Below are 23,941 nucleotides of genomic sequence, written 5' to 3'. Positions count from 1 at the left end.
ACCACCAAGTTTCTATAACTTAAAAGGTCTAACGATTCGGTGGTATTATAACGCAATTGTCGGACTTTCATTTAAATTTTGATTATGAAATAAGTTAAGGAAGATCGGGGAAATTGATGCCTAGTTTTTCTTTTCCGCCATGGCCATCAACCCCGCACTCACGAGCAAAACAACGATACCAAAAATAATATTAATTAATTTATTTTGAGAGAATGGTGAGCCAAGAATTAGTAATACTAAAACAAGTACCAAATTTCATACATGGTATTTATTTTTCAACCAATATCTCTCCAAATCATTATTTATATTGAGTATATCAAAGCATACATGCCCGAGAAATCTTAGAATCATGCTACAATGTATTGTGAAGTAATCGATTCAGAAAGGTGATGACTATGCAGACTATTCATCGTGAATTAACGATCGAAGAAAAAAATTATGTTGAGAGTAAAATTGCCAATAACAAAAAGAGTAAATTAATCGGGTGGTTGTTGTGGTTCTTCCTTGGTAATTTTGGCGCCCATCGCATGTACCTCGATCATATGGTATCCGGCCTCATCATGCTATTATGTTCATTATTCGGCTGGGTACTCTTCTTCGTGCCGAATTTCATTATGTTCTTCTGGTTCCTTATCGACGCGTTTTTCATCAATAAATGGACTAATCAGCACAATGACAAAGTCCGTCTCGAAGCGATCGACGACGTGCTAGGTCGCCCACATCGTTAATCAGCACGCTAGATTTATCGAAAAGGAATGCGATTTATGAAATTTAAAACTATCGCGACATTGGCACTTTCTGCGTTTTTGCTCGCTGCCTGCACCAATCAGCCTGAGCAACCGACTGAAGAATCGCTCAAAGAAGCGGAACAGCAGGCCAAAGAACAAGCCAATGCCGAACAAACGGCCAAAGATAACCATGTTATCGACGACAACGGCAACTTAATCACGCCGAATACGATTGAAACGCACAACGCTGTCTATGCGATCGAAGATATCCGACTCGGCGAAAAAGATCTCGACGGTGCACCCGTTGCGATTGTCGAGATGGAATTTACGAATAAGCAAAAACATCCCGTCTCACCATGGGTCAGCTTCGTGCTCGATTTTGATGTCACGCAGAATGAAGACGACGATCCGGAAAAATTAGACGGCCCAAACACCCAACTCAGCAACGAAGACCACGGCGTTGTTGAAATGGGCGATACGGACGTCGATCCAGAAGATAGCGTCCATGCTATCATCAGCTATCACCTCAAAGACAAAGACAAACCCGTCTTCTTCAGGTCACGTAAAGATCCGAACATCAGCGACTTTTTCTTCAATAAAGACTAAAACAAAGCCCTCAGAATACCGAAATATTGGTGTGCTGGGGGCTTTGTTAGTTTGTATTTTCTTCAATTAAATATGGTAGAATGAAACCGAGGTAGGCCCTACTCCTTTCTATGTTTCTGTTCTTTATATTATGATAAGATAGGAGCCTGCCTCTTTTTTGTTCGTTGCACTTACAGTGTAAATCAGTTCCTTTAAAAAAGAACCACATCAGGCGTACCTGTGTCAATCTAATGAATGTGGGGCTGTTGATGTTATAAACACATATTATTGTTGTAGGTTTTATTTTGTCAATTACTATTTAATAGCTTGAATATTTCTTAATAATCGTTGTAACTGTCTGATTGAAGTCGAATGGTAAAGACTGACGAAAAGCATTTTTCATATCACATTTGTTTATGAACCTTTAAATCATTACACAAAAAAAGGACGTCATTCGACGTCCTTTTTATTTTAGTGGACTCTGAGGGGATCGAACCCTCGACCCACGGATTAAGAGTCCGTTGCTCTGCCAGCTGAGCTAAGAGTCCCTAAAAATTGGTACTTGAATAGTATAGCACGTTCTGCTACGACTGACAAGACCAATTTAATATTTTTTCTACCAGATTTGTTCTAAGACTCGTGTTTGTTCACGATCTGGACCAACAGAGAAGGTTAACAACTCTGCGCCGACCAATTCTTTTACACGCATTAAGTAGTTACGCGCATTTTCTGGAAGATCCTCTAACGTTTCGCATTCTGTAATGTCTTCTTCCCAGCCTGGTAAGACTTCGTATACTGGACGGCAGTCTTCCAATTCTTTGATACTTGCTGGGTAGTAATTGATGCGTTCACCGTTTGATTTTTCGTAAGCGACACAGATCTTCACTTCGTCCAAACCGCTCAATACATCTAAACAGTTCAAGCTCAAGTGCGTTAAACCTGACACTTCTTTGGAATGCTTCATCACGACAGCATCTAACCAACCGATACGACGCGGACGGCCAGTAGTCGTTCCGTATTCATGTGCGACTTCGCGAATGTGGTGGCCTACTTCGTCAAAAAGTTCAGTAGGGAAAGTACCTTCCCCGACACGAGAGGTGTAGGCTTTGCAGACACCGATTACGGTATCGATCTTCGTTGGGCCGACCCCCGCACCGACTGTAGCCCCACCTGAAACTGGGTTTGAGGAGGTCACGTATGGGTATGTTCCAGAGTCGATATCGAGCATGTTAGCCTGTGCACCTTCGAACAAGACATTTTCGTCGTTGTCCAATGCTTCATTAACCAATACGGACGTATCTGTCACGTACTGTTTCAATTCTTTGGCGTATCCATAGTATTCTTCAAAAATTGCTTCGGCGTCGAGCGGTTCGCCACCGTAAACTTTCGTGATGATGGCATTCTTTTCAGCGACATTCTTCACTAATTTTTCGTGGAAGGTATCTTCTTCAATCAAATCACACATACGGATACCAATGCGTTGCGCTTTATCCATGTATGCTGGGCCAATCCCTTTGTTGGTGGTACCAATCTTACCGTCGCCGAGCTGCTTCTCTTGGATACCGTCCATTACGATATGGTATGGCAAAATCACGTGCGCACGATTTGAAATACGCAACCCAGAAACATCAACGCCGCCTTCTTTGAGGTAGTTGAGTTCTTCAACGAGGGATTTTGGATTGACAACAACCCCATTCCCAATGATGGATAATTTTTCCGGACTGAAAATACCAGATGGTACGAGGTGCAGGGCAAATTTCTTGCCGTCAAAGTGAATCGTATGACCAGCGTTATCACCACCACCGTAGCGGACAATTAATTTTGCCTTTTCAGATAAGAAGTCTGTGATCTTACCTTTACCTTCATCGCCCCATTGTGTACCAACTACTACAGTTCCTGCCATAAAAACGCTACGCTCCTATTCCTGTTCTTGTCTGAAACTTACTGATGAAAACTTATTAAATTCTTTGGTAAAAATTAACTGCACGGTACCGCGTGCACCGGAACGGTTCTTTTCGATGATGACTTCGACAATGTTATTTTCGTCTTCACCGTCATCGTCTTCTTCTGAACCTTCATGTTTATAATAATCTTCGCGGTAGAGAAAGGACACGATATCCGCATCCTGCTCGATCGATCCCGATTCACGCAAGTCACTCAGCACCGGCCGTTTATCCTGACGCTGCTCGACACTACGGGAGAGCTGCGACAATGCGATAACCGGCACATGTAATTCCTTCGCGAGTTTTTTGAGCTGACGGGAAATCTCAGAGACTTCCTGCTGACGGTTCTCATTACGACGCGGTGATTCGATCAGCTGCAAGTAGTCGATGACGACCAAGTCAATGTTCTTCTTCTCCTGCAACAGACGGCGACATTTCGCACGAATTTCGGTCATACGAATCCCCGGCGTGTCGTCGATGTAGATCTCGGAGTCACCCAAAGCACCCATCGCCATAATAAGATCCGACCATTCCTCGTCGATTAAGGAACCGGTACGCAGACGTCCCGCGTCGATACTACCCTCCGCACAGAGCATACGGTTGACGAGCTGTTCGGCACTCATTTCCAAACTGAACAACGCGACCGTCGCATTCTGTTTAATGGCGACATTCTGTGCAATATTCAAGGCAAAGGCTGTCTTACCAACCCCTGGACGTGCTGCCACGATGATCAATTCATCCGGCTGAAGTCCAGCCGTCATACGATCGAGATCAGGATACCCAGACGGCAATCCCGTCACTGCCGAATGATTTTTGGAGAGCTCTTCAATCTCATTCAATGAAATATCGAGCACATCACCAATATGAGTAAAATCGCCGCGATTGCGACGTTCGGAAACGTTGAGAATTTTCTTCTCCGCGTTGTCCAAAATATCGTCGAGCGCATCCTGCTCTTCATAGGCGGTCTGCGCAATTTCATTCGATGCCGTGATCAAGCGACGCAACATCGCCTTTTCTTCGACAATTTTCGCATAGTATTCCGCGTTGGCGGCGGTCGGCGTCCCTTCCGCTAATTTATAAATGTAGTCACCGCCGTCAAGATTATTGATATTTTCGAGTTGGTTCTGGCGATCTAACTCCGCCTGCACCGTCTCAATATCGACCGCTTCCTGACGATCGTTCAGCTGCTGCATCACACTAAAAATTAGCTGGTGTGCGCGCCGATAGAATGATAGTGGCTCAATATATTCATTAACTGTTATAAATTGATCCGGATCAAGAAAAATTGACCCGAGCACAGCTTTTTCCGCACTAATATTTTGTGGGGGCATGCGATCCATATAATCTTCTGCCATGTGCCAGTCACTCCCCTCTGTTACAGCCATCGCCCATTATAGCGTATTTCACCCTCTATAACGTCGATTTTTACCGCAAAAAATACCTTCCAAAATCTTCATAAGATTTCGAAAGGTATTCATCTATCCTATTCTTCCACAACGTGTACGCGAATTTCAGCGTCTACTTCTGGATGCACTTTGACTGGGACACTGCGGTAACCGAACGCACGAATCGGTTCGTCCAAGTCGATTTTACGCTTATCAACTTTAATACCGTATTGTTGTTCGAGCGCCTTAGCGATCTGTTTCGATGGAATCGATCCGAATAAACGGCCATCGCTTCCGCCTTTTGCTTTCACTTCCACAACAGTTTTTTCGTCTTCGATTTTTGCTTTTAATTTATCCGCTTCGGCACGTTCTTCAGCAGCTACTCTAGCTTCCGCACGTTGTTGTGCTTTGAGGTCGCTCATTGCACTGCCGGTTGCTTCCTTGGCTAGACCACGCTTAATCAAAAAGTTCTGTGCGTAACCGTCTGAGACGTTCTTCACTTCACCTTTAGTGCCTTGCCCTTTAACGTCTTTTAATAGAATGACTTTCATTCTTTAGCCTCCTTATCTACTAGCACCTCGCGAAGCATCTCAACCGCTTCGGAGACACTCACATCTGAAATCTGAGTCGCGGCGTTAGATAAATGACCGCCACCACCGAGTTGTTCCATGACTGTCTGAACATTGACATTACCCATACTGCGCGCACTAATACCGACGCGCCCATCCTCTCTGAGGTAAACCACATAGGATGATGCAATGCCGTTCATCGACAGCAACTCATCCGCGGCCTGAGCGGCGAGCACGATCGGATATGTGACATCGTCCTCACCAGCCGCAATACCTATATTTTCACCTACAAAGTGGACATTTTCAATCAAATGACTTCGTTCAATGTAATCTGAGAGATCTTCTTTCAAGAATTCCTGAATCATAATGGAGTCGGCGCCACATGACTTCAAGTAACTTGCTGCATCAAAGGTACGTGAACCTGTACGCAGTGAGAAACTGCGAGAATCCACTGCAATCCCCGCAAGCATTGCAGTAGCTTCAATACGGTTGATCGATTCCGCTTTATCTTCTTGATCCTGATATTCGAAGAATTCTGTAATCAGTTCACAAGACGATGAGGCATAAGGTTCGATGTATTCGAGCAAAATATTCGATGGTACATCTTCGCCTTTACGATGGTGGTCAATCACAACCACACTGTTCACGCGATCAACCAATTCCGGCGCTACCGTGATCGATTGACGATGACAGTCCACCATGAATAACAGCGCATTTGGATCGATCTCTGCTTCTGCTTCTTTTGGTGAAACAATCGCATCGCTGATCACTTCGTCTTTTTTCAGTTCATTAATCAGTTTCTCAATATCTTCATTGAGATGATCTTTCTGAATGACGATCTTCCAGTCTTTACCATTCATTTCCGCAAAACGACGAATCCCGAGGCAGGCACCGATCGCATCCATGTCCGGATAATCGTGACCCATCACATAGATGTTGTCGTTCTCCTTGATCATCTGCGACAAGGTCGTACTGATCTGACGGGCACGAACGTGGGTACGTTTTTCCATCGGGTTGGTCTTACCACCATAGTAACGTGCTTTTTCGTTGACGCTCTTGATAACGACCTGATCCCCACCACGACTCTGCGCGAGATCCAGGTTCGACTGCGCACGACTGCTGATTTCCGCAATATCGTTGTCTTTGAAATCGATCTGATAAGAGAATCCCATCGATAATGTGAGTGGGAAATTCGCCTTAGACGTTGCCTCGCGTACATTATCGATAACGTTAAATTTCTCGTCCTCCATCGTCTGAAGATCCTCGAGTGTGGTTAAAACGAGGAAACGATCATCATCGACGCGTTTCAAATATCCGTGATGTTTCTGCACCCATGAGCCCAGCTGCTTCATCACATAGTTATCAACATTCGATTTACGACGATCGGAGTAACGCGACACGATTTCATCGTAGTTATCGATCAGAATATAACCGATTACGAAACGATTACCTTCCGCTTCTTGGATATTCTGTCCATAGACCGTCACGTCTAGGAAATACATCGCTTGCTGCTGCTCAATCAGCCCAATATCAAAATATTTATCATTCCATGCAATGCGCTGATTTCCGATCATATCCGCCTTACTGTACAGTAACTGCTCATAATAGCGGTGCAACTGCTGCTGCACTTCCTCTGAATCAACCGAAAGATCATTTTCCGCAAAGTAACGCTGCATATACGGATTCATCCAACGCACACTCTCATCATCGTGGAAAATAATGATCCCTAGAGGCATCGCCAATAGAATTTCATTCTCCACCGTATCAATCTCATGCACTAGATCCGTGAAATCTTCTTGTTGATTTTTAGAAACATGTCGCAGCATGAAATAGCCAATTAGTAACACGGCCACATTTACGCCGAGGGTTACCCATCCCATTGTTCGATTATTGTAGAATGCGAAAACATTTAACAATAAAAGCAGGATCATAATCATCACGACAGGAAGTGCAACATCCTGTGGGTCAAGTGATGATGACCCAGCGTAAAATGGCTTATTTTGTTTTCTCATTGATTAATCCTCAATCCATTCTTGTCTATATCGACAGTTCGATTTTAACATAAATTTAAAGAACTAGTAACAAGATATAAGACATAAGAACATACATTCTCATATAATTGTTTCACGTGAAACAATTATAGTTGTTTAATGGGAGATAAGCAATAAACACTAGATTTAAAGACAAAAAATAGCTAAAAAGTGACCATATTATATCTTTTTAAACACTACATTGGCCTTTTTTGATTTATTTCTTCCATTATATAATGGATAAAGTTTGCATTAAATGTTTCACGTGAAACATTAGGAAAGAAATATCTAGATTATCACACCAAAATAAATACTATTAATTTTAGTTGTTTATGCCTTCTATATAACCATCAGCAGCTTAACTCTCTTCTAATTATCCATTGTTCAATATGATCAAATAAATAATACTTAACACTAATTAATCTCATAATAGCTATATAAATTTAGGAATGTTTCACGTGAAACATTCTGTAATCAATGGTATATATGGATACCGGTGTGTTTAATCAGAAATCCTACAAAACACTCGAGGATCGAGGAGATTCTGTTAGAGAAATAACAACTACTTGATTAATAAAAAGTATATCGACTTCTCCCTACTATTGTAATAACAGATATTAATGACATAACCAACCACCTAGATTGAAATATACTATGGAAAATACTATTGTGTCGTCTAATACCAGATGATTAGTCTTCTATATAATGTTTCGCGTGAAACATTGATATTCATACTTGACTATACCTATAGATATTATAGGATCCTTGATGACTATTAATATTATCAGCGTACTGACTACTACTTTAAGCCATTATTATTATTATGTTGTATCGGTTTACTTTAATTACTATCTACTATCCCTGCTGCCCCTTAAACGAGCTAATATATACTATATACTCGCTTTTTCACCACTATATATAGTAAATATTAGTGTTGCTATCTCGTACCTTTTCATGTATATTGCTCCTACATGTCTATATGTAGTATCTAATATAGACTTGTCATTTTCATCTTCCACTCTCCATTTTCATATAAGTTATTTGTGAAAATGGAGAGTGTACTGCTCTTTGAAACAATAAGATAAATCTTTATCAGAAAATTTCTCTATAATATAAGTCATTCAGTTATCCACATGTGGAAGAGTGGAAATGATGTCCCATAGCTCACTTATAATGATTTTTACACAGAAAATCACCCGAACATACAGTAGTTTTCCACAAAAGTGTAAATAGATATCCACATTTGTGGATTAATCGAACATATTTTGTGCGTAAATTTGTCAGTTATCAACAAACAATGTTTCACGTGGAACATTAATATTAAAGAAGTGTAATCATAATATAGTTATCCACACTCCTCCTATGATTATTGATAATTAAATTTTGTCTTATAAAGATAGAATAAATTTATATACGTAAAAATCATTAAATTAAAAGGTAATTGGAAAGTAGTATTGTATTAATTATGCATATCTTATTCTTCTAAGATATATATTTCGCGATTGTTATATAGGTAAAGGTATCGTGAGTATAGCCACCCACATGAAGAGTATCTTTCAGATGTTTCACGTGAAACATTGTGGTTTCAATCATTTAATTAGCGTATAGATGATATAGATGAGATGTATAATTTCTTATAAAGAAAATAGCTATTGAGTCAAAAACAATATTAATACTTTTCCTATAATAGAATGTTTCACGTGAAACATCATATACTTTACTTATTTTCTAAAATTACATGCAAATCCGTACTAATTATTTAGTTTATAGCCCATAACATCTGCTGAACATCCTAAATTGTTTCACGTGAAACAATTTGAGCATCTCCTACAAAAAATACATATTGATTTCATTTCATTCTACAGAGATCCGTAAATCAAAAGGGGGATAAGTAATATCCATACTACAAGTGCATCCATAATGTTTCACGTGAAACATTCTAGAGAGTAAGTCTTTATTTCGTTTAATTTATCCTTTTACATATTCCTTACACTATTTTTACAGGATGTACACATACCACTGCTATGGTAAAGGTAGTTTTATTGTTGTATTTTTAAGGAGGCCAATATGAGAAGGAACATTCTATGGTTATCATCTGAGGTTGTGTTAGCATAAGCCAGCTATTACAGTCATACGAATATCGTACAGGCTACAGAAAAGTTTTCCACTGTTGATAACTTTCAGGAAGAATTGCTCTCTGTGGATAACTGTAAAACACAAGCATTACCAACTATTGATGATGTATCCCACACTACGGTGACTGTTAATTCTGAGCTTAATATTCCTTACGAGGGTAAAGATAGCGAGGCATTCGATAATCATTTTGTGCCTGGATACGGTTCTGAAATCGCTTATAAAGGTAGCGATGAATTTGGTAATCCACAATTTTATGCATTGACCGAACGCGGACCGAATGCGGATGGTCCAACGATCATCCATAGAGAGGATGAAGCCAGTGCAAAATTCTTTCCTACGCCTGAATTTACGCCGAGTATCGGTATTTCTAACACTACATGACGATCAGGAACCATTGATCATGCGATAGCGATTCAGCAGTCTGATCAATCAATCAGCGGCTTACCTGTGTCTAATGGTCATGTTGGTGCAACCAATGAAGTAGCTTTAACACCTGATTTCAATATGCTACCGTACGATGATCATGGGCAAGATCCGGAGGGAATTGCGATAGACGCTGAGAATAACTTATGGATTGCCGATGAATACGGCCCATTTCTCACTAAACTCGATTCAAATAGACATATCCTAAAGAAATACGCCCCTGGTGATGGCTTACCTGAAATTTTAAAACATCGCGTGCCTAATCGTGGTTTTGAAGGTTTAACGATTACGCCAGCCTTCCAGCATTGCTTGCTGAAGTGCAAAGTCCTTTATATATTGATGGAGATACAGCTAAAACCGTATTATTCACACGTATTGTAGCTTTTGATCCAACATCAGAAACAACCAAAATGTATGCTTATCCGATCGATATCAACAGCTACAAACATTCTAAAAAAGCTAAAATCGGAGATATCTATGCGATTGATGATCAGCATGTATTAATTATTGAACAGGGGGGAAACGGTAGAAAATAGTAATCACCATAAAGTCTATCTCGTCGATCTGACGCATGCAACCGATATTACCAATATCACGATCGATGGTAAACCTCTCGAATATTTAACAGATATAACAGAGCTATCGAGTGATGTGCAACTTCGCAACGAAACAACTACTCATCGATCTCGATGAGTCGGGGTGGACTGCCGACAAAGCTGAGGGCATTACGATGCTTCCTGATAAACAAACCATCGCTATTATCAATGATAACGACTTTGGATTGGGGATAGAGGCTATCAATATCGCAAACGGCAAACGTATGGATATTAAAGATTTATTTTATAATCCCCAGACGGGTGAGTGGTTCGACGATGATGAAAATCCTATCACTATTAACATCCATCTCACGTCTAGCCACACGGCATCTGAAATTTGGTTATTCCATCTCGATCGGCCACTCGTTTTTGAAACTGAATCTACTACGACCGATAGCAAGATGACGGCGACAACAAATAATAGCGAAACAACCGTCATAGATACCAAACCTGATAAACTGATGACTGCACCACAGCAGCAAGAAACGCATGGCACAGTAGCTAGTGAGGTTAAACAACAACCAGTAATTCCTACGCATACAAACACACATTCATCACAATCTCAAAAAGGGAACAAACGTTCTGTTATACAAAACTCCCTCAAACTAATGCGACCATGACCTCGCCGCTCCTCGGACTTGCGATTACCAGTATCGGTAGTGCATTCGCTTTTCGGAAACATCGCACCTATAAATTTTAAATTAAAGAATCCTTTTATAGCGGTAATGTGGTACACTGTATCCTACTAATAATACATAAAGGAGTATCACTCAAATGGCAGATCCCTCGCGTCTGAAAAGACCACGCAATTCTTTTCAGGTGATTATTCTCGGATTTTTGGGGGCAATTTTACTCGGCAGTTTGCTGCTGATGCTTCCCATTTCTTCACAAGCGGGTATATGGACACCTTTTGATGAAGCGCTATTTACCGCAACATCAGCCGTCTGTGTGACCGGACTGATCGTCCATGATGTAGGGACGTACTGGTCATTCTTCGGGCAGGTTGTCATTCTATTACTCATTCAAGTCGGTGGGCTCGGGTTAGTCATGATTACCGCGTTCTTCGCATTAGTCTCCGGGCGCAAAATATCGCTCAAACAGCGTAGTACGATTCAGGATGCGATCGCCTCACCAAAAATCGGTGGTATCGTCAATCTGACACGTTTTGTTTTAACCGTGACGTTTGCGATCGAGGCGCTCGGTGCGCTAATTATGATGCCCGTCTTCGTACCAAAATTTGGACTGCGGGGCATTTGGATGGCAATTTTCCACGCCGTCTCCGCCTTCTGTAATGGTGGGTTTGATGTGATGGGGACACCGGAAAATACCTATCAGTCGCTCACATCGTTTGTCGGACAGCCGATCATTAATCTCACCGTGATGAGCTTGATTGTGATCGGTGGACTCGGATTCTTGACCTGGCACGATATTTATACACATCGGCACCATTTCCGACGCTATACCATGCAGAGTAAGGTCATTATTACGACGACGCTCGCTTTGATTTTTATTCCTGCGGGTATTTTCTTCTTTAGAGATTTCGGCGGCGTACCGACTGGACAGCGGATTTTAAGTTCGTTGTTCCAATCCGTCACCATGCGTACGGCAGGATTTAATACGGTCAATCTGGCAGCGATGACAACGTTCAGTCAAGGTATCTGTATCCTGCTCATGTTGGTGGGCGGATCACCGGGTTCGACAGCAGGGGGGATGAAGACAACGACCTTCTCCGTACTGCTCGCCAATGCGGTGGCCACCTTCCAGAATAAGGATGAAATTCATCTCTTCGGTCGTCGCATCGATGATGGTGCGATTAAGAATGCCGCAACGATTTTGATGTTATACATCGTCGTATTTTTCCTCGGCGCCGGTGCAATCAGTACGTTCGATCATTTACCGATGAGCGTGACATTTTACGAAACGGCATCCGCAATCGGAACAGTCGGCGTCTCACTCGGCGTCACACCAACGCTCAGCTTACCGTCGCACTTAATTCTGATTCTCTTCATGTTTATCGGACGCGTCGGCGGGTTGACGCTGATCTATTCCACTCTGTCACTCGCGAATAAAAATGTTTCACGCTTCCCGAAAGAGCGTATTACTATTGGATAAAGGAGCACGTTAATCATGAAAACTGTTTTACTTATTGGTTTGGGGCGTTTCGGTCATCACATAGCGGAACAATTAGCTCGCCTAGGTCATGAGGTGATGGCGGTCGATATCCGTGAAGATCGTGTCAACGACATTCTGCCAATCGTAACAAACGCTCAGATCGGGGATGCAACGAATACGGAATTTCTGAAATCACTCGGTATCCGCAACTTCGATCTCTGTGTCGTGGCGATTGCGAATGACTTCCAGAGTTCATTAGAGATCACATCATTATTAAAAGAAATGGGCGCGCCGCTCGTCGTTTCTCGCGCCGAACAGGATTTACAGGTGAAATTCTTACTTCGTAACGGCGCAGATGAGGTCGTCTATCCCGAACAGCAAGTGGCGAAATGGGCGGCGATCCGCTACACTTCCGACCACATCTTTGACTACATCGAACTCGACGACGACTATGCGATGTTTGAGGTCGCCGTACCGAAAGACTGGGTCGGACTCACCATCGGGCAGATCGACATCCGTAAACGCTACAACATCAACATCGTCGCCTTGAAATACAAAGATCACATGGACGTTGGGATCTCACCAGAAACCGTCCTAACCTCCGAAAACACCATGCTCGTCATCGGTGAATACAAAAACTTGAAGAAATACTTCCATATCTAACTCGGAAGCACGCGAACCACTAGTGAAAAAGCTAGTGGTTTTTTCGTATATTTTTTGCGATATTAAATAAGATGTCTGACTATTGCTAATAAAAAAACAATGGTATACTGAGAAATAAAATTTTAAACTCAGGAGATACCGATGACTTTACTTGAGATTACTGATTTACATAAATCATTCCAAACAAAGCACGAAAAAACGGAGATCATTAAGGGGATTTCGCTTAGTATCGAACCAGGACAGATTGTCGCACTGTTAGGGCCGAATGGTGCGGGTAAAACGACCACTGTGCAGATGATTTCTGGTTATCTCGAACCAACGCGTGGAGAGATACGAATAAATGATGAAGTGCTTACTGCCTCTAACCGCCAGCAATTTAATATCGGTCTCGTGCTCGGTGGTGAGTTGGGATTCTATGGTAATGCGACAGCATATGACAATCTCATCTTTTTTGCGCATTTGGATAAAATACCGAGGCGAATGATCAAATCCGAAGTCGACCGCGTGCTCGCTCTCGTCAATCTCACCGATGCGAAACATCAGAAAACCTATACGTTCTCGCGCGGTATGCTACAGCGCCTACATATCGCTCGCGCATTAATCGGACAGCCACAACTTTTATTACTCGATGAGCCGACAAACGGCTTGGACGTTGAAATCGGTCAGGAAATCCGTGCTTTAATCAAACATCTCGCCGAGGAACGACACGTCGGTATTTTACTCACGAGTCATTTGATGAGTGAGGTGGAACAACTCGCAGATGAGATTCTTTTGCTCATTGACGGCAAGATACCAATCAGCGGTGATGTGACAACCATTATTGATCGCTCGCACGTCAAACATATTGATCGCCCAGCGACACTTGAAGAATCCTATCTCGCACTGATCAATGAAATGAAGGGGGCGGGGTAGATGACGCGTTTTTTATCATTAGCTTGGTTTCATTTGAAAATCTTCGCTAAAAACTCCTATTTTGTCGGTTTAGTATTCACTGGGACGCTATCCTTATTATTTATCGAATATATTGTCGCCTATGCCTCACACGCACCACTCACCAGTCAATCCTGGATACGCGCTGCCATCTTTGGCTTGTGGAATTGTGGGACAACAGCGGCAGGATGTATCGCTTTTCAACGGCATCGCGGTACCTTGCCTTATCTCTTAAATCATAAAGTATCAGACGAGGTGTCCTTGGCAGCTGTCGTTGCACCTGCAGCATCATTCGGCTTATTTTGCTTTCCACTCGCCATGGTCGCAGGCAAAATTCTCGGTTTTCCAGTAAGTTTGTCGCCTTCATTTCTATTAGCGATCGGCTGTCTCTGGTTCGGAGCACTCGTCCTCGATTTCTTCATTGCGGCGATCTTTGTACTCACGCGACACGCCATGGTCTATGAAGCATTGCTGTTGTTGCCCATATTACTCATCTCCGGACTCTACACCTTGCCGACAGCCGTACAGCCCATTATCACTGTCGCCAACTGGTTAGTGCCCATTGCACTTCCGATTAAATGGCTACTCGGTGTTCAATCACTAACTCTTGCATCGTTCGGGCAATTTCTCATTTGTATCATTTCAGCAGCGACGATCAGTCATATCCTCGCACGGTATCTCTTAATCAAAGCCAAACAAACGGGACGATTGGGGGTTGTCCTATGAAAGTTGTTTTTTTGAGTATTGAGATTTTGGATAATTGGAAAGCTATTATTATTCATTTCTTCATTCTGCCGTTATTACGCACGCTGATGTTTGTGTTACTGAACTTCACGATCACAGGGCAATATAATCTGACCGTCATCGCCACCTCAATCGTGCTGTCGGGAAGTTTGACGGCTTTAAGTCACATCACCTCATCATTCGTCAATGATACGATGCGTGGGATCGACCGCGAACTCGCACGCAAAAATCCGTTAAGTCTTTATTATTGGGGGAGTAAGCTACTCGTGATTTTTCTATTCAGTTTCTTGCTCATCATCAGTAATTTAATGATTCTAGGATTTTTGGGACTGCCCACCGCTCTCATGATACGCAGTTTATTCATCAGTCCATTATTAATTAGTTATGGGCTAATTATCGGTGCTACTGCTTCGATTTTGGGATGGGGACGACCAAATCCGTACGGTTTCTCTAATTTCATCTCAGAAGCCGCATTGATTCTGGCGGGAATTATCGCACCGTATCAACAATTTCCGCCATTGTTTAGATTGTTAACGTATACTTTACCATACGCACGGACGATGGATGTCCTATTTAATCCAGCATCTGTCGGCGCATTACTGATGGATGCGTTGATCGCGTTCGTTTGGCTCTGTATTGGGATCGGGGTTTACAGCTATAAAGTGCATCGCATCGATCAGTTAGAACGACGGACAATGATTTAAACACACGAAAAAACGGTACCTCGCTGATTCGAGATACCGTTTTGTTTTGTTTATTAGTCTTGTTCAGTAAATGGAAGTAAGCCCATGATACGTGCGCGTTTGATTGCTTTTGTCAATTCGCGTTGGTGTTTGGCTGACGTTCCAGTTACACGACGTGGCAAGATTTTACCCTTGTCTGAGATAAAACGTTGCAACAAGTCTGTGTCTTTGTAGTCTACGTATTCAATGTGGTTAGCAGCTAAGTAGTCGACTTTTCTTCTACGACGACCGCCGCCACGACGATTCTGTGCCATAATTATTCTATCCTCCTTCGTTCAAAGTACTAGAACGGTAGGTCATCATCCGAAATATCATCCGATGAGTCGAAGGACTGGCTGTTATTGCCATTGCTGGATGGGAATGGGTCATCCCCATCGAATCCGAAGTCATCGTTGTTATTGAAGGATTGTCCACCGTTATTATTGTTGTAAGAGGACGAGTTACCCGCATTTCCGTAATTGGCAAACGGGTCATTATTGTTGGAAGAACTGTAAGATCCGCCATAGTTGTTATCACCTTGCGGGCGGCTCTCTGTGACGCTCTTCGATTCTAAGAAACTGAAGTTGTCTACGAGCACTTCTGTCACATAGACACGATTACCTTGCTGGTTTTCGTAGTTTCGCGTTTGAATCGAACCTTCCAAGCCAACCAATGAACCTTTACGGGTATATTTCGCAAAGTTCTCGGCAGCTTTACGCCACATTACACAATTGATAAAGTCCGTTTGACGTTCACCGTTAGCGTCGCGGAAGTTACGTTCCACAGCGACACTGAAATTAGCAACAGGGACGCCGCTCTGGGTGTAACGGAGATCAACGTCTCTCGTTAGTCGACCGACCAATACGACATTGTTAATCATTCAGATAACTCCTCTCCTAGACGTTAAACATTACGCTTCGATCTTAGTAATCATGTGACGTAAGATACCGTCGTTGATTTTAGCCAAACGATCGAATTCGTTGATTCCTGCAGCATCTTCTGCTTCACAAGTGATTAAGTGGTAGACACCTTCACGGAAATGATCGATTTCGTAGGCAAAACGACGTTTGTCCCAGTCTTTAGATTCTTCGATACGCGTACCGTTAGAAGTTAATACTTCGTCAAAGCGTTCAACTAATTCGCTCTTTGAACCTTCATCAAGGTCAGGACGAATAATGTACAGCACCTCGTATTTTGTCGTCTTTTCGTTCATTAGACATAACACCTCCTCTTGGTCTTAGTGGCTTCAGTGGTCTGAAGCAAGGAGAGTAATACATACTCACATCCAATTATATTACTGTAGAAACGATTGGTTTGCAATCTTTTCGATCAAATTATTTGTTTTTATGTTCTCCTCGATTGAGGGTGAGGGAACGTTTGAATGTTTTCCAAACGCCTTCATCGCTGTAAGAGAGCACGTTCGTTTTGTAGAACGTTGTCGAGATCTTCAACACCAACAGGATGAACAGCACGTTGACTGCTAGAGAAATGATAAGTTCCGGTGTGTCGACCTGATCAAACGCAATTCTAAACGGCATCACGCTCGGTGCGAACAATGGAATATGGGAGGTGACTTTTAAGAACGTAGCCTCTGGGAAATTGGTCATCCCAAAAATTCCCAAGTAAAAACCAATCAATTGCAAAATACTGAGTGGTCCAGCTGCTTTCTGCGCATCCTCTTTCTTCGTCGCTAATGAACCGATAAAAGCGGCGAGCACACTGTAGAGGACAATCCCGAAGATACCGTAGACGGCTGGCCAGAGTAGGGCGGTGCCGATGCCGTTCCAAACATCACCTGGAATCGCATCGAGTAGGGCTTGAATCATATCTTTGAAGTATAGGAACACGCCCACGCCAAACAAGGCATAAACAGCAATCTGCGTAAAAATCATCATCAATATCCCGAGCAGTTTACCGTAGAAGTTCTGCGTGGCGGTCATAGTAGACAGCAGAATTTCCATGATACGCGAACCTTTTTCATCAGCGATACTTTGAATAATCAAGTTCGCATACACCGCAATATACATGAAGACAACGAATACCATGAAAAAGGTAATTCCAAAGGCAATCACATTATCACTTTTACTATCGCTAGCTGTATTATCGGACGGTGCCAAAGCAACCGTATCGATTGGAACCTCGGTAGCCGTCAGCTGTTCGTAATCTTCCGGGGTGAGACCGAGACGATTTAAGGTCAACATCACTTGATAGTTATTCAACAACTCGCTAAACATCGGATATTCTTCTGAGAATTGGCGTTCCTCTGAAGCCGCATAATACGTGCCTTTTAACGCATCGTCTGCCACTTCCAGCTTCAAATAATCGTTATCTGTGGCTTTAGCGTCTTGTTCATCGGTGACGTAGTCGATGTCGAGATCCTCTGTCCCTGACTGATCAATCAGGTTCTGGAGTGCTTCTTCGGTCGGTGCATCGGCAACTACTGTGATGTTTTCGCTCGAAACCTCTGTATCAATTTCCATATTTGAGGTGAAATAACCGACCGCAATCGAGAAGACGACCGCAAGCAGCGGAAACAGCAACATGAACAGGAACGACCAATTCAATGTGTTGCGTTTATAGGTTTCTTTCGCAACGAGCCATACTTTATTCATGGTTGCCACCTGCTTTCATCTTGAAAACCTCATCGAGTGTCGGCGGTTGCTGAGAGAATAGGGAGACGTACTGCCCGTTCGTTAGGGTTTGGTAAAGCGTCTCACCGTAACTTTCATCCAAAAGCGTTAAGCGGAACGTTTGATCCTTCGTGAGTTCAACATGCGTAACGCCGTCCAACGCTTCGAGTTCAGCTTTCGTCCAATGTGGGGATTGAATCATCAATCGTGTGGCGCCAAAACTGCGGCGGATTTCTGGAATCGTGCCGTAAAGTACGCGTTCGCTATCGTGAATCATCATCATTGTGTCGCAGAGCTCCGCAACGTTATTCATATTGTGGGTCGAGAAAATAATCGCGCTCCCTTTGTCGCGAAGATAGTTCACACCGGATTTTAAGAGATCGGCGTTAACTGGATCCAGTCCGCTGAACGGTTCATCCAGAATCACAAAACGTGGTTCATGAATGAGATTGGCGATGAGTTGTACCTTCTGCTGGTTCCCTTTGGATAGCGTTTTGATCTTGTCGGTCGCTTTGCCTTTGACCTGAAAACGATCCATCCACTCACCCAATCGTGCGTCCACATCTTTCTTTGACATGCCGCGCAGACTCGCAAAGTAGCGCACCTGATCGCGAATCGTCATGTGTTCGTAGAGTCCGCGCTCTTCGGGGAGGTAACCGATAATTTCAGGTGGAATCGTCTGTTCACCATCCCAGGTAATCACGCTGTCGGGATGTTCTGAGGTGAGGAAACCGAGAATCATGCGAAAAATTGTCGTCTTCCCCGAACCGTTACGGCCAACCAGTCCCATAATTTCGCCGTCCTGAACGTCGAACGAAATATCTGAAACGGCCGTCACATCACCGAACGTTTTCGATAAGTGTTTCACACTGAGCATCGTTTTGTCTCCTTTCTATCTTAGAAATCAAACAATAGTAACTGTTTTCATTATACCATACTCCCTATGCTGATCGGATTGGTGATCATAAAAACACCCATTCTGTGCCTGAATGACTGCTTTCTCTGGTAATACAAAAAACGAGCAATGATAATCATTACTCGTTCAGGTTACATTGGTTTCCCTTATTGGTTATTTCTTTGGACGTCTCAGTAATGCTGCACCGCCGAGTAGTGTCGTGACGCCGTGCCAGAGTTGACTTGCAAAGCCTGTCTGCGGCAAAGTCTGAGACGTTTGTGGTGTGGTTGCTTCTACTTTTTCTGACGTTTTTTCAGAAGTGTGCGCTTTCTGTTGCGCTGCTACTTTAGAAGCAACCGTATCGTTCACTGAATTCGAAAAATCATCCCGGGAAATAGCTGTGTCATTATCGGCACCATTATCCGTCTCCGGAACGATTGGCTCGCCATTGATGTGGTTGAATTCAGGATCGATCACATCGTCCGTTTCCGGTTGTATCGGTTGATCACCTGTATGTTTTAATTCCGGATCAATCATCTCATCATCCGGTATGATCTCCGGTGCAGTTGACGGTTCATTCCCCGCACAATCGTCCGTCTGTACCTCGTCTTCGATAAATTCAGCTGTCACATCACTGGCGCCATTATTGACGAACTGTTCGCGCACAACACTACTATCGTTATTTGCGAAAATTTCGTTTACTGGCACTGAGTCCACATTGGCGAAACTTTCATGTACGGGAACGTTGTCGACATTGGCGAAGCTCTCATTCAAAGGCACACTATCAACGTTTGCGAAGGTTTCATTGACTGGAACGGAGTCCACATTCGCAAAACTTTCGTTCACTGGTACTGAATCCACATTCGCAAATGTTTCTTCCACCATAGAGGCATCCGTATTCGCGAAGGTTTCTGACACGTCACTCGATGACATATCTGTAAACAATCCGTGAACGCCATCCGCTGTCACGTCAGAAGAGATGGTGGTTGTGTCACCCAGAATGTCGTCGGTAGCTGTGGCTTCAACTGGTGTGACGACTGATTCCACATACTGTGCCACCACGTGATCTGTGCTGGATTGAATCATTGACGTTGTTTCTGGATCAGTGCGGATTCCACTTGAATCCAAGCAGATTCAACGGGAACCGGTAATTCTTCACCGAAGAAGTCTGTATGTAATGTATCGTCTGTCATATCCGCGATTGCTTCCCATTCGAGATCATCTGCGTGCGTCGCCTCAGAAATCTTAGTATCGAGTTCAGCGATATAGAAGTCATCACCAATCGCTATGCTCTCGTGGTTGATCACTACCAACTCGTACGTCTTGTTGTCTATTTGGTCGCCAACTGTGAAGAAGATATGATTTTCACCTTGATTCAGTGGCACATCGAAGACAATTTCACGCTGAATACCGAATGGCAGACAACTGTCATACGTCTGATTATCGAAGAGAATATCCGAATTGTTGGCGGTCACATTCAACAGGTTCGAATCGTCAGCGAAGAGCGCACGGAAGTAGGCACGATCCGGGTTCGGTCCGATAATACGTTCGATGTACACTTCCCGTGCGTTGCGGCCAATAATGAGCGCGCGTCCGATAGCTTGCTGGACACGCTGACCTCGTGCATTTTCCCCAAAGACACGAATGTCCATATGGTAGACGCCGCTTCTGTGGCAGGCAACGGCACACTGTCGTTAAACATGAAGAGCTTCATCTCGCCAGCTTCCGGTGGCAACAGCATCTCAAACGTTGGCATCGCTTTGTGGTCGATAATCACTTCACCATCTGAAGCCGTCAGCGTCATTTCCGCACGGTGAATGGTCTGGATATTCATCACATACCCGACAACGTCTGCCGTTTCCAATTGCCAGTTGTAGAAGTGGAATTGCGCGGGACTCTGAACGGTCATCACCGGCAAGTCCTGAACACGTACACCTGCATCTTCAGAATAACTGTCTGGATCAGAAATCTCCTGCATTGGTAGAACGTCTGACCTCTCCGTCATACCATTCATTCCTGGTTGTCCCGGCATATTACCGAGACCTCCGAGGTTGAGCGCAGTCGGTTTTGGTGTCTCCACACCGGTCGTTTCTTCACCAGAAACAAGGTCAAACGTCCGATAGTTGCCGGAATGATCCCAGGCCATCACTTGGAGATGTTCACTATCAAAATACGTTGGAATCGCGAGTGATTGATGTACCGCAGTCACGAGCGCGCCGTTCGATTTAGCGACTGCGTGACGATCGACGAGTCCGTATGTTTTATCTACTAAAGCAATCTCTCTTCCGTCAAAAGAAACTTTTTGAAATTTATTCACCAAACTTCACTCATAAAATGACACATTCGTGCGTTAATATTTCATTTTTAAAGCTCGATTGTGTAAAAAAATATACTCTACTTAACATGTGTGCAATTGGTACTATGACTTTTGTCGAATGTCCAACAATGTTTTGGTAGATAATCCCGAGCCCTTTTCTATTCCTATACAAAAAACGCCGAGCATCAGCACTTTAACTGACACTCGGCGTTATTTAGTTTATTCAAATTCCATCGCTGAGATGAAGTTTTTGATACGTTCGTTGGAAGAGTTGAAGAAATCTTTTGGCGGTGCGTCGAATAGAATCTTCCCATCTTCCAAAAATAGCATGCGATCGGCAACACGTTGCGCGAACGAGAGGTTATGCGTCACGATAATCATCGCGTTGTTCGCTTCCTCAGCGATCTTCCTGATAATTTCTAGAATTTCCATTTCACTCTCGGGGTCCAACGCACTGGTCGGTTCGTCCATCAAGAGGAACTCCGGCTGCATGGCCAGTGCACGCGCAATCGCGACACGCTGCTTCTGCCCACCAGAGAGGTCATTCGGGTAGCTATCGGCTTTATTTAAGAGGCCAACGCTATCGAGCAACTTCTCAGCACGTGCTTTTACCACGGCTTTGTCTTCCTTCTTGACTTGAACCGGTCCCTCCATGATGTTCGCTAACACGGTGAGATGCGGGAAGAGGTCGAAGTTTTGGAAGACCATTCCCGTTTTTTTGCGGAAAGGTAGGAGCTGCTTCTCATTCAGTTTACTGCCAAATTGTAAGGATTGATCATCCAAAATCAATTCGCCACTATCTGGAATCTCCAACAGGTTCATACAGCGCAACATCGTAGACTTCCCAGAACCCGATGAACCAACGATAACCGTCGTTTCATTTTCATTGAAGGTGAGCGTCAAATCATCTAAAACGTGCTGATCGTCGAAGGATTTGGTGATATTTTTTAAGGTAATCGTCATACTGATCACTCCTTAAATACTGTACTGCTGTAGTCGGTCTTCGAGTTTGTCCTGAACGATATTCAACAGACTACAGATGATGAGGTAGGCGAGTGCCACCAAGATATACAGCAACAACGGTTCATACGTACGTGACGCAATGCGCTGACTCACCATAAACATTTCGACCATCGTAATGTTCGATGCCAGCGAGGTATCCTTCACCAACCCGATAAACGAGTTAAAGAGTGGTGGCAGGGATACGCGGAATGCTTGCGGACCGATGATACGTTTCAGAACTTGCGTGCGCGTCATACCGAGCGATGCGGCGGCTTCCCATTGACCTTTGGGGATCGAGAGAATCGCGGAACGGATCGTTTCAGACGCATATGCTCCCGTATTCAGTGAGAACGTCAGAATCGCAGCCGTCCACGCACTCAACTGAATGCCGATTTTCGGTAACCCGAAGTACATGATAAACAGCTGAACGAGGAGCGGTGTCCCACGAAACAGCCATACGTACACATAAAAAATCGCATTTAAAATTTTGCTGTGTGAGATTCTAGCGAGCGCCGTTACGACCGCGAGCACTAATCCGAGGAAAAACGAAATCAGTGCTAAGGGAATCGTAATTTGAATACCTGCAACTAGAATTGGACCGATCGCATCTAAAGTGATCTCAATTATTCGATCCATTAATTACGCCTCCATTATTGGGATACGTCTGTACCGAAGTATTTCTCTGAAATCTTCGTTAACGTCCCATCTGCACGCAAAGCTTCTAAGGCTTCGTTCATTTTTTCTTGTAATTCTGGGTTGTCTTTCTTAATCATCGCTGCCATTTCATTTGGATTCTCTTCTTCATCAGCGATTTTCACCGGTGCGTCCGGTTGTTGTTTCTTGAAGTCGTAGAACGTCACCGTATCGTTCACTGTCGCGTCAGCACGACCGGATAAAATCAATTCGATCGCTTCGTTAAAGCCACCGACCGAAACGATTTCGGCACCGTAACCACGCGCAACGTCCGCCCAGTTACTCGTCACTGAGTGTGCCGATTGTTTACCTTCGAGATCTTCAAAGGTCTGTACTTCTTCGTTGTCATCTTTGACGATTAAGGCACCTTTAGATACCGTGTACGGCTCGGTGAAGAGGTATTTCTCCTTACGTTCGTCAGTGATCGCTACCTGGTTGAAGACGACGTCCGCCTGACCAGCGTCGAATGCCGACAACATACCGTCCCATGGCGCTTCAACGTATTCGACTTGGAGCCCGAGATAATCGGCGATCGCTTCAGCCACTTCGACATCGTAACCGACTAATTTGTTATTGTCATCGTGATACGTGAACGGAGAGTAGGTTCCTTCCGTCGCGACACGAATCTTACCGTCTTGTTCAATTTGTTCATAACTTTTACTTTGTCCTGAATTACCATTGCCACTTTCTCCCGCGTTCCCACAGGCGACGAGCACCAATCCTAGAACCATGAGTGTAACAATGCTAAACCATTTTTTCTTCATACTATCCCTTCTTTCCTTGACTATATTGGTATGAAAAATTAACCTATCCAAACATTTTACCACATAAAAGGTAT

The 23,941-nt window shown here is 43.6% G+C and carries 25 protein-coding genes, 1 tRNA gene and 1 pseudogene; 11 read left to right on the top strand and 16 right to left on the bottom strand.

All coding sequences use genetic code 11. From position 1 onward, the window contains the following. Positions 1 to 395 precede the first annotated feature (395 nt). Together ACWOEX_RS02430 and ACWOEX_RS02425 are read left to right on the top strand one after the other, a co-directional pair. Entirely contained in the window at positions 396 to 728 is a 333-nt protein-coding gene (locus ACWOEX_RS02430; RefSeq protein WP_455297717.1) for a TM2 domain-containing protein, read from the top strand. A gap of 36 nt (positions 729 to 764) precedes the next feature. Further along, a complete protein-coding gene (locus ACWOEX_RS02425) occupies positions 765 to 1,334 on the top strand; it encodes a DUF5067 domain-containing protein (RefSeq protein WP_455297716.1) in 570 nt (189 codons plus the stop codon). 454 nt (positions 1,335 to 1,788) lie between these two features. Here ACWOEX_RS02425 and ACWOEX_RS02420 read toward each other — a convergent pair. The 5 genes from ACWOEX_RS02420 to ACWOEX_RS02400 all read right to left on the bottom strand — a co-directional run bounded on the left by ACWOEX_RS02420 (position 1,789) and on the right by ACWOEX_RS02400 (position 7,222). Next, positions 1,789 to 1,861 (bottom strand) — tRNA-Lys (locus tag ACWOEX_RS02420). Positions 1,862 to 1,929: 68 nt separating this feature from the next. After that, positions 1,930 to 3,216 carry an adenylosuccinate synthase gene (locus ACWOEX_RS02415; protein WP_455297715.1) on the bottom strand — a complete coding sequence of 429 codons (1,287 nt, stop codon included), beginning with the start codon at positions 3,214 to 3,216 and terminating at the stop codon, positions 1,930 to 1,932. Between the two features lie 15 nt (positions 3,217 to 3,231). Beyond that, positions 3,232 to 4,611 (bottom strand): replicative DNA helicase, encoded by a 1,380-nt coding sequence (gene dnaB / locus ACWOEX_RS02410; protein WP_455297714.1) that lies wholly within the window; start codon positions 4,609 to 4,611, stop codon positions 3,232 to 3,234. Between the two features lie 128 nt (positions 4,612 to 4,739). Further along, entirely contained in the window at positions 4,740 to 5,192 is a 453-nt protein-coding gene (gene rplI / locus ACWOEX_RS02405; RefSeq protein WP_455297713.1) for a 50S ribosomal protein L9, read from the bottom strand. Continuing rightward, entirely contained in the window at positions 5,189 to 7,222 is a 2,034-nt protein-coding gene (locus ACWOEX_RS02400; RefSeq protein ID WP_455297712.1) for a DHH family phosphoesterase, read from the bottom strand. Before ACWOEX_RS02400 ends, rplI begins: the two co-directional genes overlap by 4 nt. A gap of 2,217 nt (positions 7,223 to 9,439) precedes the next feature. Here ACWOEX_RS02400 and ACWOEX_RS02395 point away from each other — a divergent pair. From ACWOEX_RS02395 to ACWOEX_RS02355, 9 genes and pseudogenes are all read left to right on the top strand, one after another. Further along, positions 9,440 to 9,757, top strand: coding sequence for a hypothetical protein (locus ACWOEX_RS02395; protein ID WP_455297710.1), 318 nt, complete (start codon positions 9,440 to 9,442; stop codon positions 9,755 to 9,757). A gap of 123 nt (positions 9,758 to 9,880) precedes the next feature. Next, positions 9,881 to 10,335 (top strand): annotated as a pseudogene (locus ACWOEX_RS02390) (esterase-like activity of phytase family protein). A gap of 113 nt (positions 10,336 to 10,448) precedes the next feature. Then, positions 10,449 to 11,015 carry a hypothetical protein gene (locus ACWOEX_RS02385; protein ID WP_455298154.1) on the top strand — a complete coding sequence of 189 codons (567 nt, stop codon included), beginning with the start codon at positions 10,449 to 10,451 and terminating at the stop codon, positions 11,013 to 11,015. Then, positions 11,012 to 11,095 (top strand): hypothetical protein, encoded by an 84-nt coding sequence (locus ACWOEX_RS02380; protein ID WP_455298153.1) that lies wholly within the window; start codon positions 11,012 to 11,014, stop codon positions 11,093 to 11,095. Before ACWOEX_RS02385 ends, ACWOEX_RS02380 begins: the two co-directional genes overlap by 4 nt. 74 nt (positions 11,096 to 11,169) lie before the next feature. After that, entirely contained in the window at positions 11,170 to 12,507 is a 1,338-nt protein-coding gene (locus ACWOEX_RS02375) for a TrkH family potassium uptake protein (protein WP_455297709.1), read from the top strand. A 15-nt stretch (positions 12,508 to 12,522) separates the two neighbouring features. Further along, a complete protein-coding gene (locus tag ACWOEX_RS02370; protein ID WP_455297708.1) occupies positions 12,523 to 13,170 on the top strand; it encodes a potassium channel family protein in 648 nt (215 codons plus the stop codon). 141 nt (positions 13,171 to 13,311) lie between these two features. Further along, the gene (locus tag ACWOEX_RS02365) at positions 13,312 to 14,082 is read left to right on the top strand and encodes an ABC transporter ATP-binding protein (RefSeq protein WP_455297706.1); all 771 of its coding nucleotides are present in this window, start codon (positions 13,312 to 13,314) and stop codon (positions 14,080 to 14,082) included. Continuing rightward, positions 14,083 to 14,826 (top strand): multidrug ABC transporter permease, encoded by a 744-nt coding sequence (locus ACWOEX_RS02360; RefSeq protein WP_455297704.1) that lies wholly within the window; start codon positions 14,083 to 14,085, stop codon positions 14,824 to 14,826. Next, the gene (locus ACWOEX_RS02355; RefSeq protein WP_455297703.1) at positions 14,823 to 15,548 is read left to right on the top strand and encodes a hypothetical protein; all 726 of its coding nucleotides are present in this window, start codon (positions 14,823 to 14,825) and stop codon (positions 15,546 to 15,548) included. The genes ACWOEX_RS02360 and ACWOEX_RS02355 overlap by 4 nt, the downstream gene beginning before the upstream one ends. A 53-nt stretch (positions 15,549 to 15,601) precedes the next feature. On the opposite strand, the gene rpsR is transcribed toward ACWOEX_RS02355, so the two are convergent. From rpsR to ACWOEX_RS02300, 11 genes are all read right to left on the bottom strand, one after another. Further along, positions 15,602 to 15,841: a 30S ribosomal protein S18 gene (gene rpsR / locus ACWOEX_RS02350; RefSeq protein ID WP_455297701.1), complete on the bottom strand. Its 240-nt coding sequence runs from the start codon at positions 15,839 to 15,841 to the stop codon at positions 15,602 to 15,604. Positions 15,842 to 15,870: 29 nt separating this feature from the next. Further along, positions 15,871 to 16,446, bottom strand: a complete 576-nt coding sequence (gene ssb / locus ACWOEX_RS02345; RefSeq protein ID WP_455297699.1) for a single-stranded DNA-binding protein — start codon at positions 16,444 to 16,446, stop codon at positions 15,871 to 15,873. 30 nt (positions 16,447 to 16,476) lie between these two features. Continuing rightward, complete coding sequence (rpsF, locus tag ACWOEX_RS02340) at positions 16,477 to 16,779, bottom strand: 30S ribosomal protein S6 (RefSeq protein WP_455297697.1); 303 nt, start codon at positions 16,777 to 16,779, stop codon at positions 16,477 to 16,479. Positions 16,780 to 16,900: 121 nt separating this feature from the next. Next, complete coding sequence (locus tag ACWOEX_RS02335; RefSeq protein ID WP_455297696.1) at positions 16,901 to 18,178, bottom strand: ABC transporter permease; 1,278 nt, start codon at positions 18,176 to 18,178, stop codon at positions 16,901 to 16,903. Then, the gene (locus tag ACWOEX_RS02330) at positions 18,171 to 19,073 is read right to left on the bottom strand and encodes an ABC transporter ATP-binding protein (protein WP_455297694.1); all 903 of its coding nucleotides are present in this window, start codon (positions 19,071 to 19,073) and stop codon (positions 18,171 to 18,173) included. Before ACWOEX_RS02330 ends, ACWOEX_RS02335 begins: the two co-directional genes overlap by 8 nt. A 192-nt stretch (positions 19,074 to 19,265) precedes the next feature. Then, positions 19,266 to 20,177 (bottom strand): hypothetical protein, encoded by a 912-nt coding sequence (locus tag ACWOEX_RS02325; protein WP_455297693.1) that lies wholly within the window; start codon positions 20,175 to 20,177, stop codon positions 19,266 to 19,268. Next, complete coding sequence (locus ACWOEX_RS02320; protein ID WP_455297692.1) at positions 20,174 to 20,650, bottom strand: hypothetical protein; 477 nt, start codon at positions 20,648 to 20,650, stop codon at positions 20,174 to 20,176. The genes ACWOEX_RS02325 and ACWOEX_RS02320 overlap by 4 nt, the downstream gene beginning before the upstream one ends. Then, a complete protein-coding gene (locus ACWOEX_RS02315) occupies positions 20,569 to 21,408 on the bottom strand; it encodes a hypothetical protein (protein ID WP_455297690.1) in 840 nt (279 codons plus the stop codon). The genes ACWOEX_RS02320 and ACWOEX_RS02315 overlap by 82 nt, the downstream gene beginning before the upstream one ends. 219 nt (positions 21,409 to 21,627) lie before the next feature. Further along, complete coding sequence (locus tag ACWOEX_RS02310) at positions 21,628 to 22,371, bottom strand: amino acid ABC transporter ATP-binding protein (RefSeq protein ID WP_455297689.1); 744 nt, start codon at positions 22,369 to 22,371, stop codon at positions 21,628 to 21,630. 12 nt (positions 22,372 to 22,383) lie between these two features. After that, positions 22,384 to 23,046, bottom strand: a complete 663-nt coding sequence (locus ACWOEX_RS02305) for an amino acid ABC transporter permease (RefSeq protein ID WP_455297688.1) — start codon at positions 23,044 to 23,046, stop codon at positions 22,384 to 22,386. Between the two features lie 14 nt (positions 23,047 to 23,060). Further along, the gene (locus ACWOEX_RS02300; protein WP_455297687.1) at positions 23,061 to 23,867 is read right to left on the bottom strand and encodes an amino acid ABC transporter substrate-binding protein; all 807 of its coding nucleotides are present in this window, start codon (positions 23,865 to 23,867) and stop codon (positions 23,061 to 23,063) included. Between the last annotated feature and the right edge of the window lie 74 nt (positions 23,868 to 23,941).

The sequence above is a fragment of the Aerococcus vaginalis genome, from assembly GCF_053762225.1.
The sequence above is the reverse complement of the archived record's forward strand: the minus strand, read 5'-3'. Positions and strand labels throughout refer to the sequence as shown.

What these genes read in the sequence shown, in the direction of transcription:
- ACWOEX_RS02370 (WP_455297708.1), top strand. Translation starts at nt 12,523, where the DNA reads ATGAAAACTGTTTTACTTATTGGTTTGGGGCGTTTCGGTCATCACATA.
- rpsF (WP_455297697.1), bottom strand. Translation starts at nt 16,779, where the DNA reads ATGAACGAAAAGACGACAAAATACGAGGTGCTGTACATTATTCGTCCT.
- ACWOEX_RS02365 (WP_455297706.1), top strand. Translation starts at nt 13,312, where the DNA reads ATGACTTTACTTGAGATTACTGATTTACATAAATCATTCCAAACAAAG.
- ACWOEX_RS02355 (WP_455297703.1), top strand. Translation starts at nt 14,823, where the DNA reads ATGAAAGTTGTTTTTTTGAGTATTGAGATTTTGGATAATTGGAAAGCT.
- ACWOEX_RS02330 (WP_455297694.1), bottom strand. Translation starts at nt 19,073, where the DNA reads ATGCTCAGTGTGAAACACTTATCGAAAACGTTCGGTGATGTGACGGCC.
- ssb (WP_455297699.1), bottom strand. Translation starts at nt 16,446, where the DNA reads ATGATTAACAATGTCGTATTGGTCGGTCGACTAACGAGAGACGTTGAT.
- rplI (WP_455297713.1), bottom strand. Translation starts at nt 5,192, where the DNA reads ATGAAAGTCATTCTATTAAAAGACGTTAAAGGGCAAGGCACTAAAGGT.
- dnaB (WP_455297714.1), bottom strand. Translation starts at nt 4,611, where the DNA reads ATGGCAGAAGATTATATGGATCGCATGCCCCCACAAAATATTAGTGCG.
- ACWOEX_RS02385 (WP_455298154.1), top strand. Translation starts at nt 10,449, where the DNA reads ATGTGCAACTTCGCAACGAAACAACTACTCATCGATCTCGATGAGTCG.
- ACWOEX_RS02325 (WP_455297693.1), bottom strand. Translation starts at nt 20,177, where the DNA reads ATGATTCAATCCAGCACAGATCACGTGGTGGCACAGTATGTGGAATCA.
- ACWOEX_RS02415 (WP_455297715.1), bottom strand. Translation starts at nt 3,216, where the DNA reads ATGGCAGGAACTGTAGTAGTTGGTACACAATGGGGCGATGAAGGTAAA.
- ACWOEX_RS02380 (WP_455298153.1), top strand. Translation starts at nt 11,012, where the DNA reads ATGACCTCGCCGCTCCTCGGACTTGCGATTACCAGTATCGGTAGTGCA.
- ACWOEX_RS02430 (WP_455297717.1), top strand. Translation starts at nt 396, where the DNA reads ATGCAGACTATTCATCGTGAATTAACGATCGAAGAAAAAAATTATGTT.
- ACWOEX_RS02305 (WP_455297688.1), bottom strand. Translation starts at nt 23,046, where the DNA reads ATGGATCGAATAATTGAGATCACTTTAGATGCGATCGGTCCAATTCTA.
- ACWOEX_RS02310 (WP_455297689.1), bottom strand. Translation starts at nt 22,371, where the DNA reads ATGACGATTACCTTAAAAAATATCACCAAATCCTTCGACGATCAGCAC.
- rpsR (WP_455297701.1), bottom strand. Translation starts at nt 15,841, where the DNA reads ATGGCACAGAATCGTCGTGGCGGCGGTCGTCGTAGAAGAAAAGTCGAC.
- ACWOEX_RS02425 (WP_455297716.1), top strand. Translation starts at nt 765, where the DNA reads ATGAAATTTAAAACTATCGCGACATTGGCACTTTCTGCGTTTTTGCTC.
- ACWOEX_RS02300 (WP_455297687.1), bottom strand. Translation starts at nt 23,867, where the DNA reads ATGAAGAAAAAATGGTTTAGCATTGTTACACTCATGGTTCTAGGATTG.
- ACWOEX_RS02375 (WP_455297709.1), top strand. Translation starts at nt 11,170, where the DNA reads ATGGCAGATCCCTCGCGTCTGAAAAGACCACGCAATTCTTTTCAGGTG.
- ACWOEX_RS02335 (WP_455297696.1), bottom strand. Translation starts at nt 18,178, where the DNA reads ATGAATAAAGTATGGCTCGTTGCGAAAGAAACCTATAAACGCAACACA.
- ACWOEX_RS02360 (WP_455297704.1), top strand. Translation starts at nt 14,083, where the DNA reads ATGACGCGTTTTTTATCATTAGCTTGGTTTCATTTGAAAATCTTCGCT.
- ACWOEX_RS02400 (WP_455297712.1), bottom strand. Translation starts at nt 7,222, where the DNA reads ATGAGAAAACAAAATAAGCCATTTTACGCTGGGTCATCATCACTTGAC.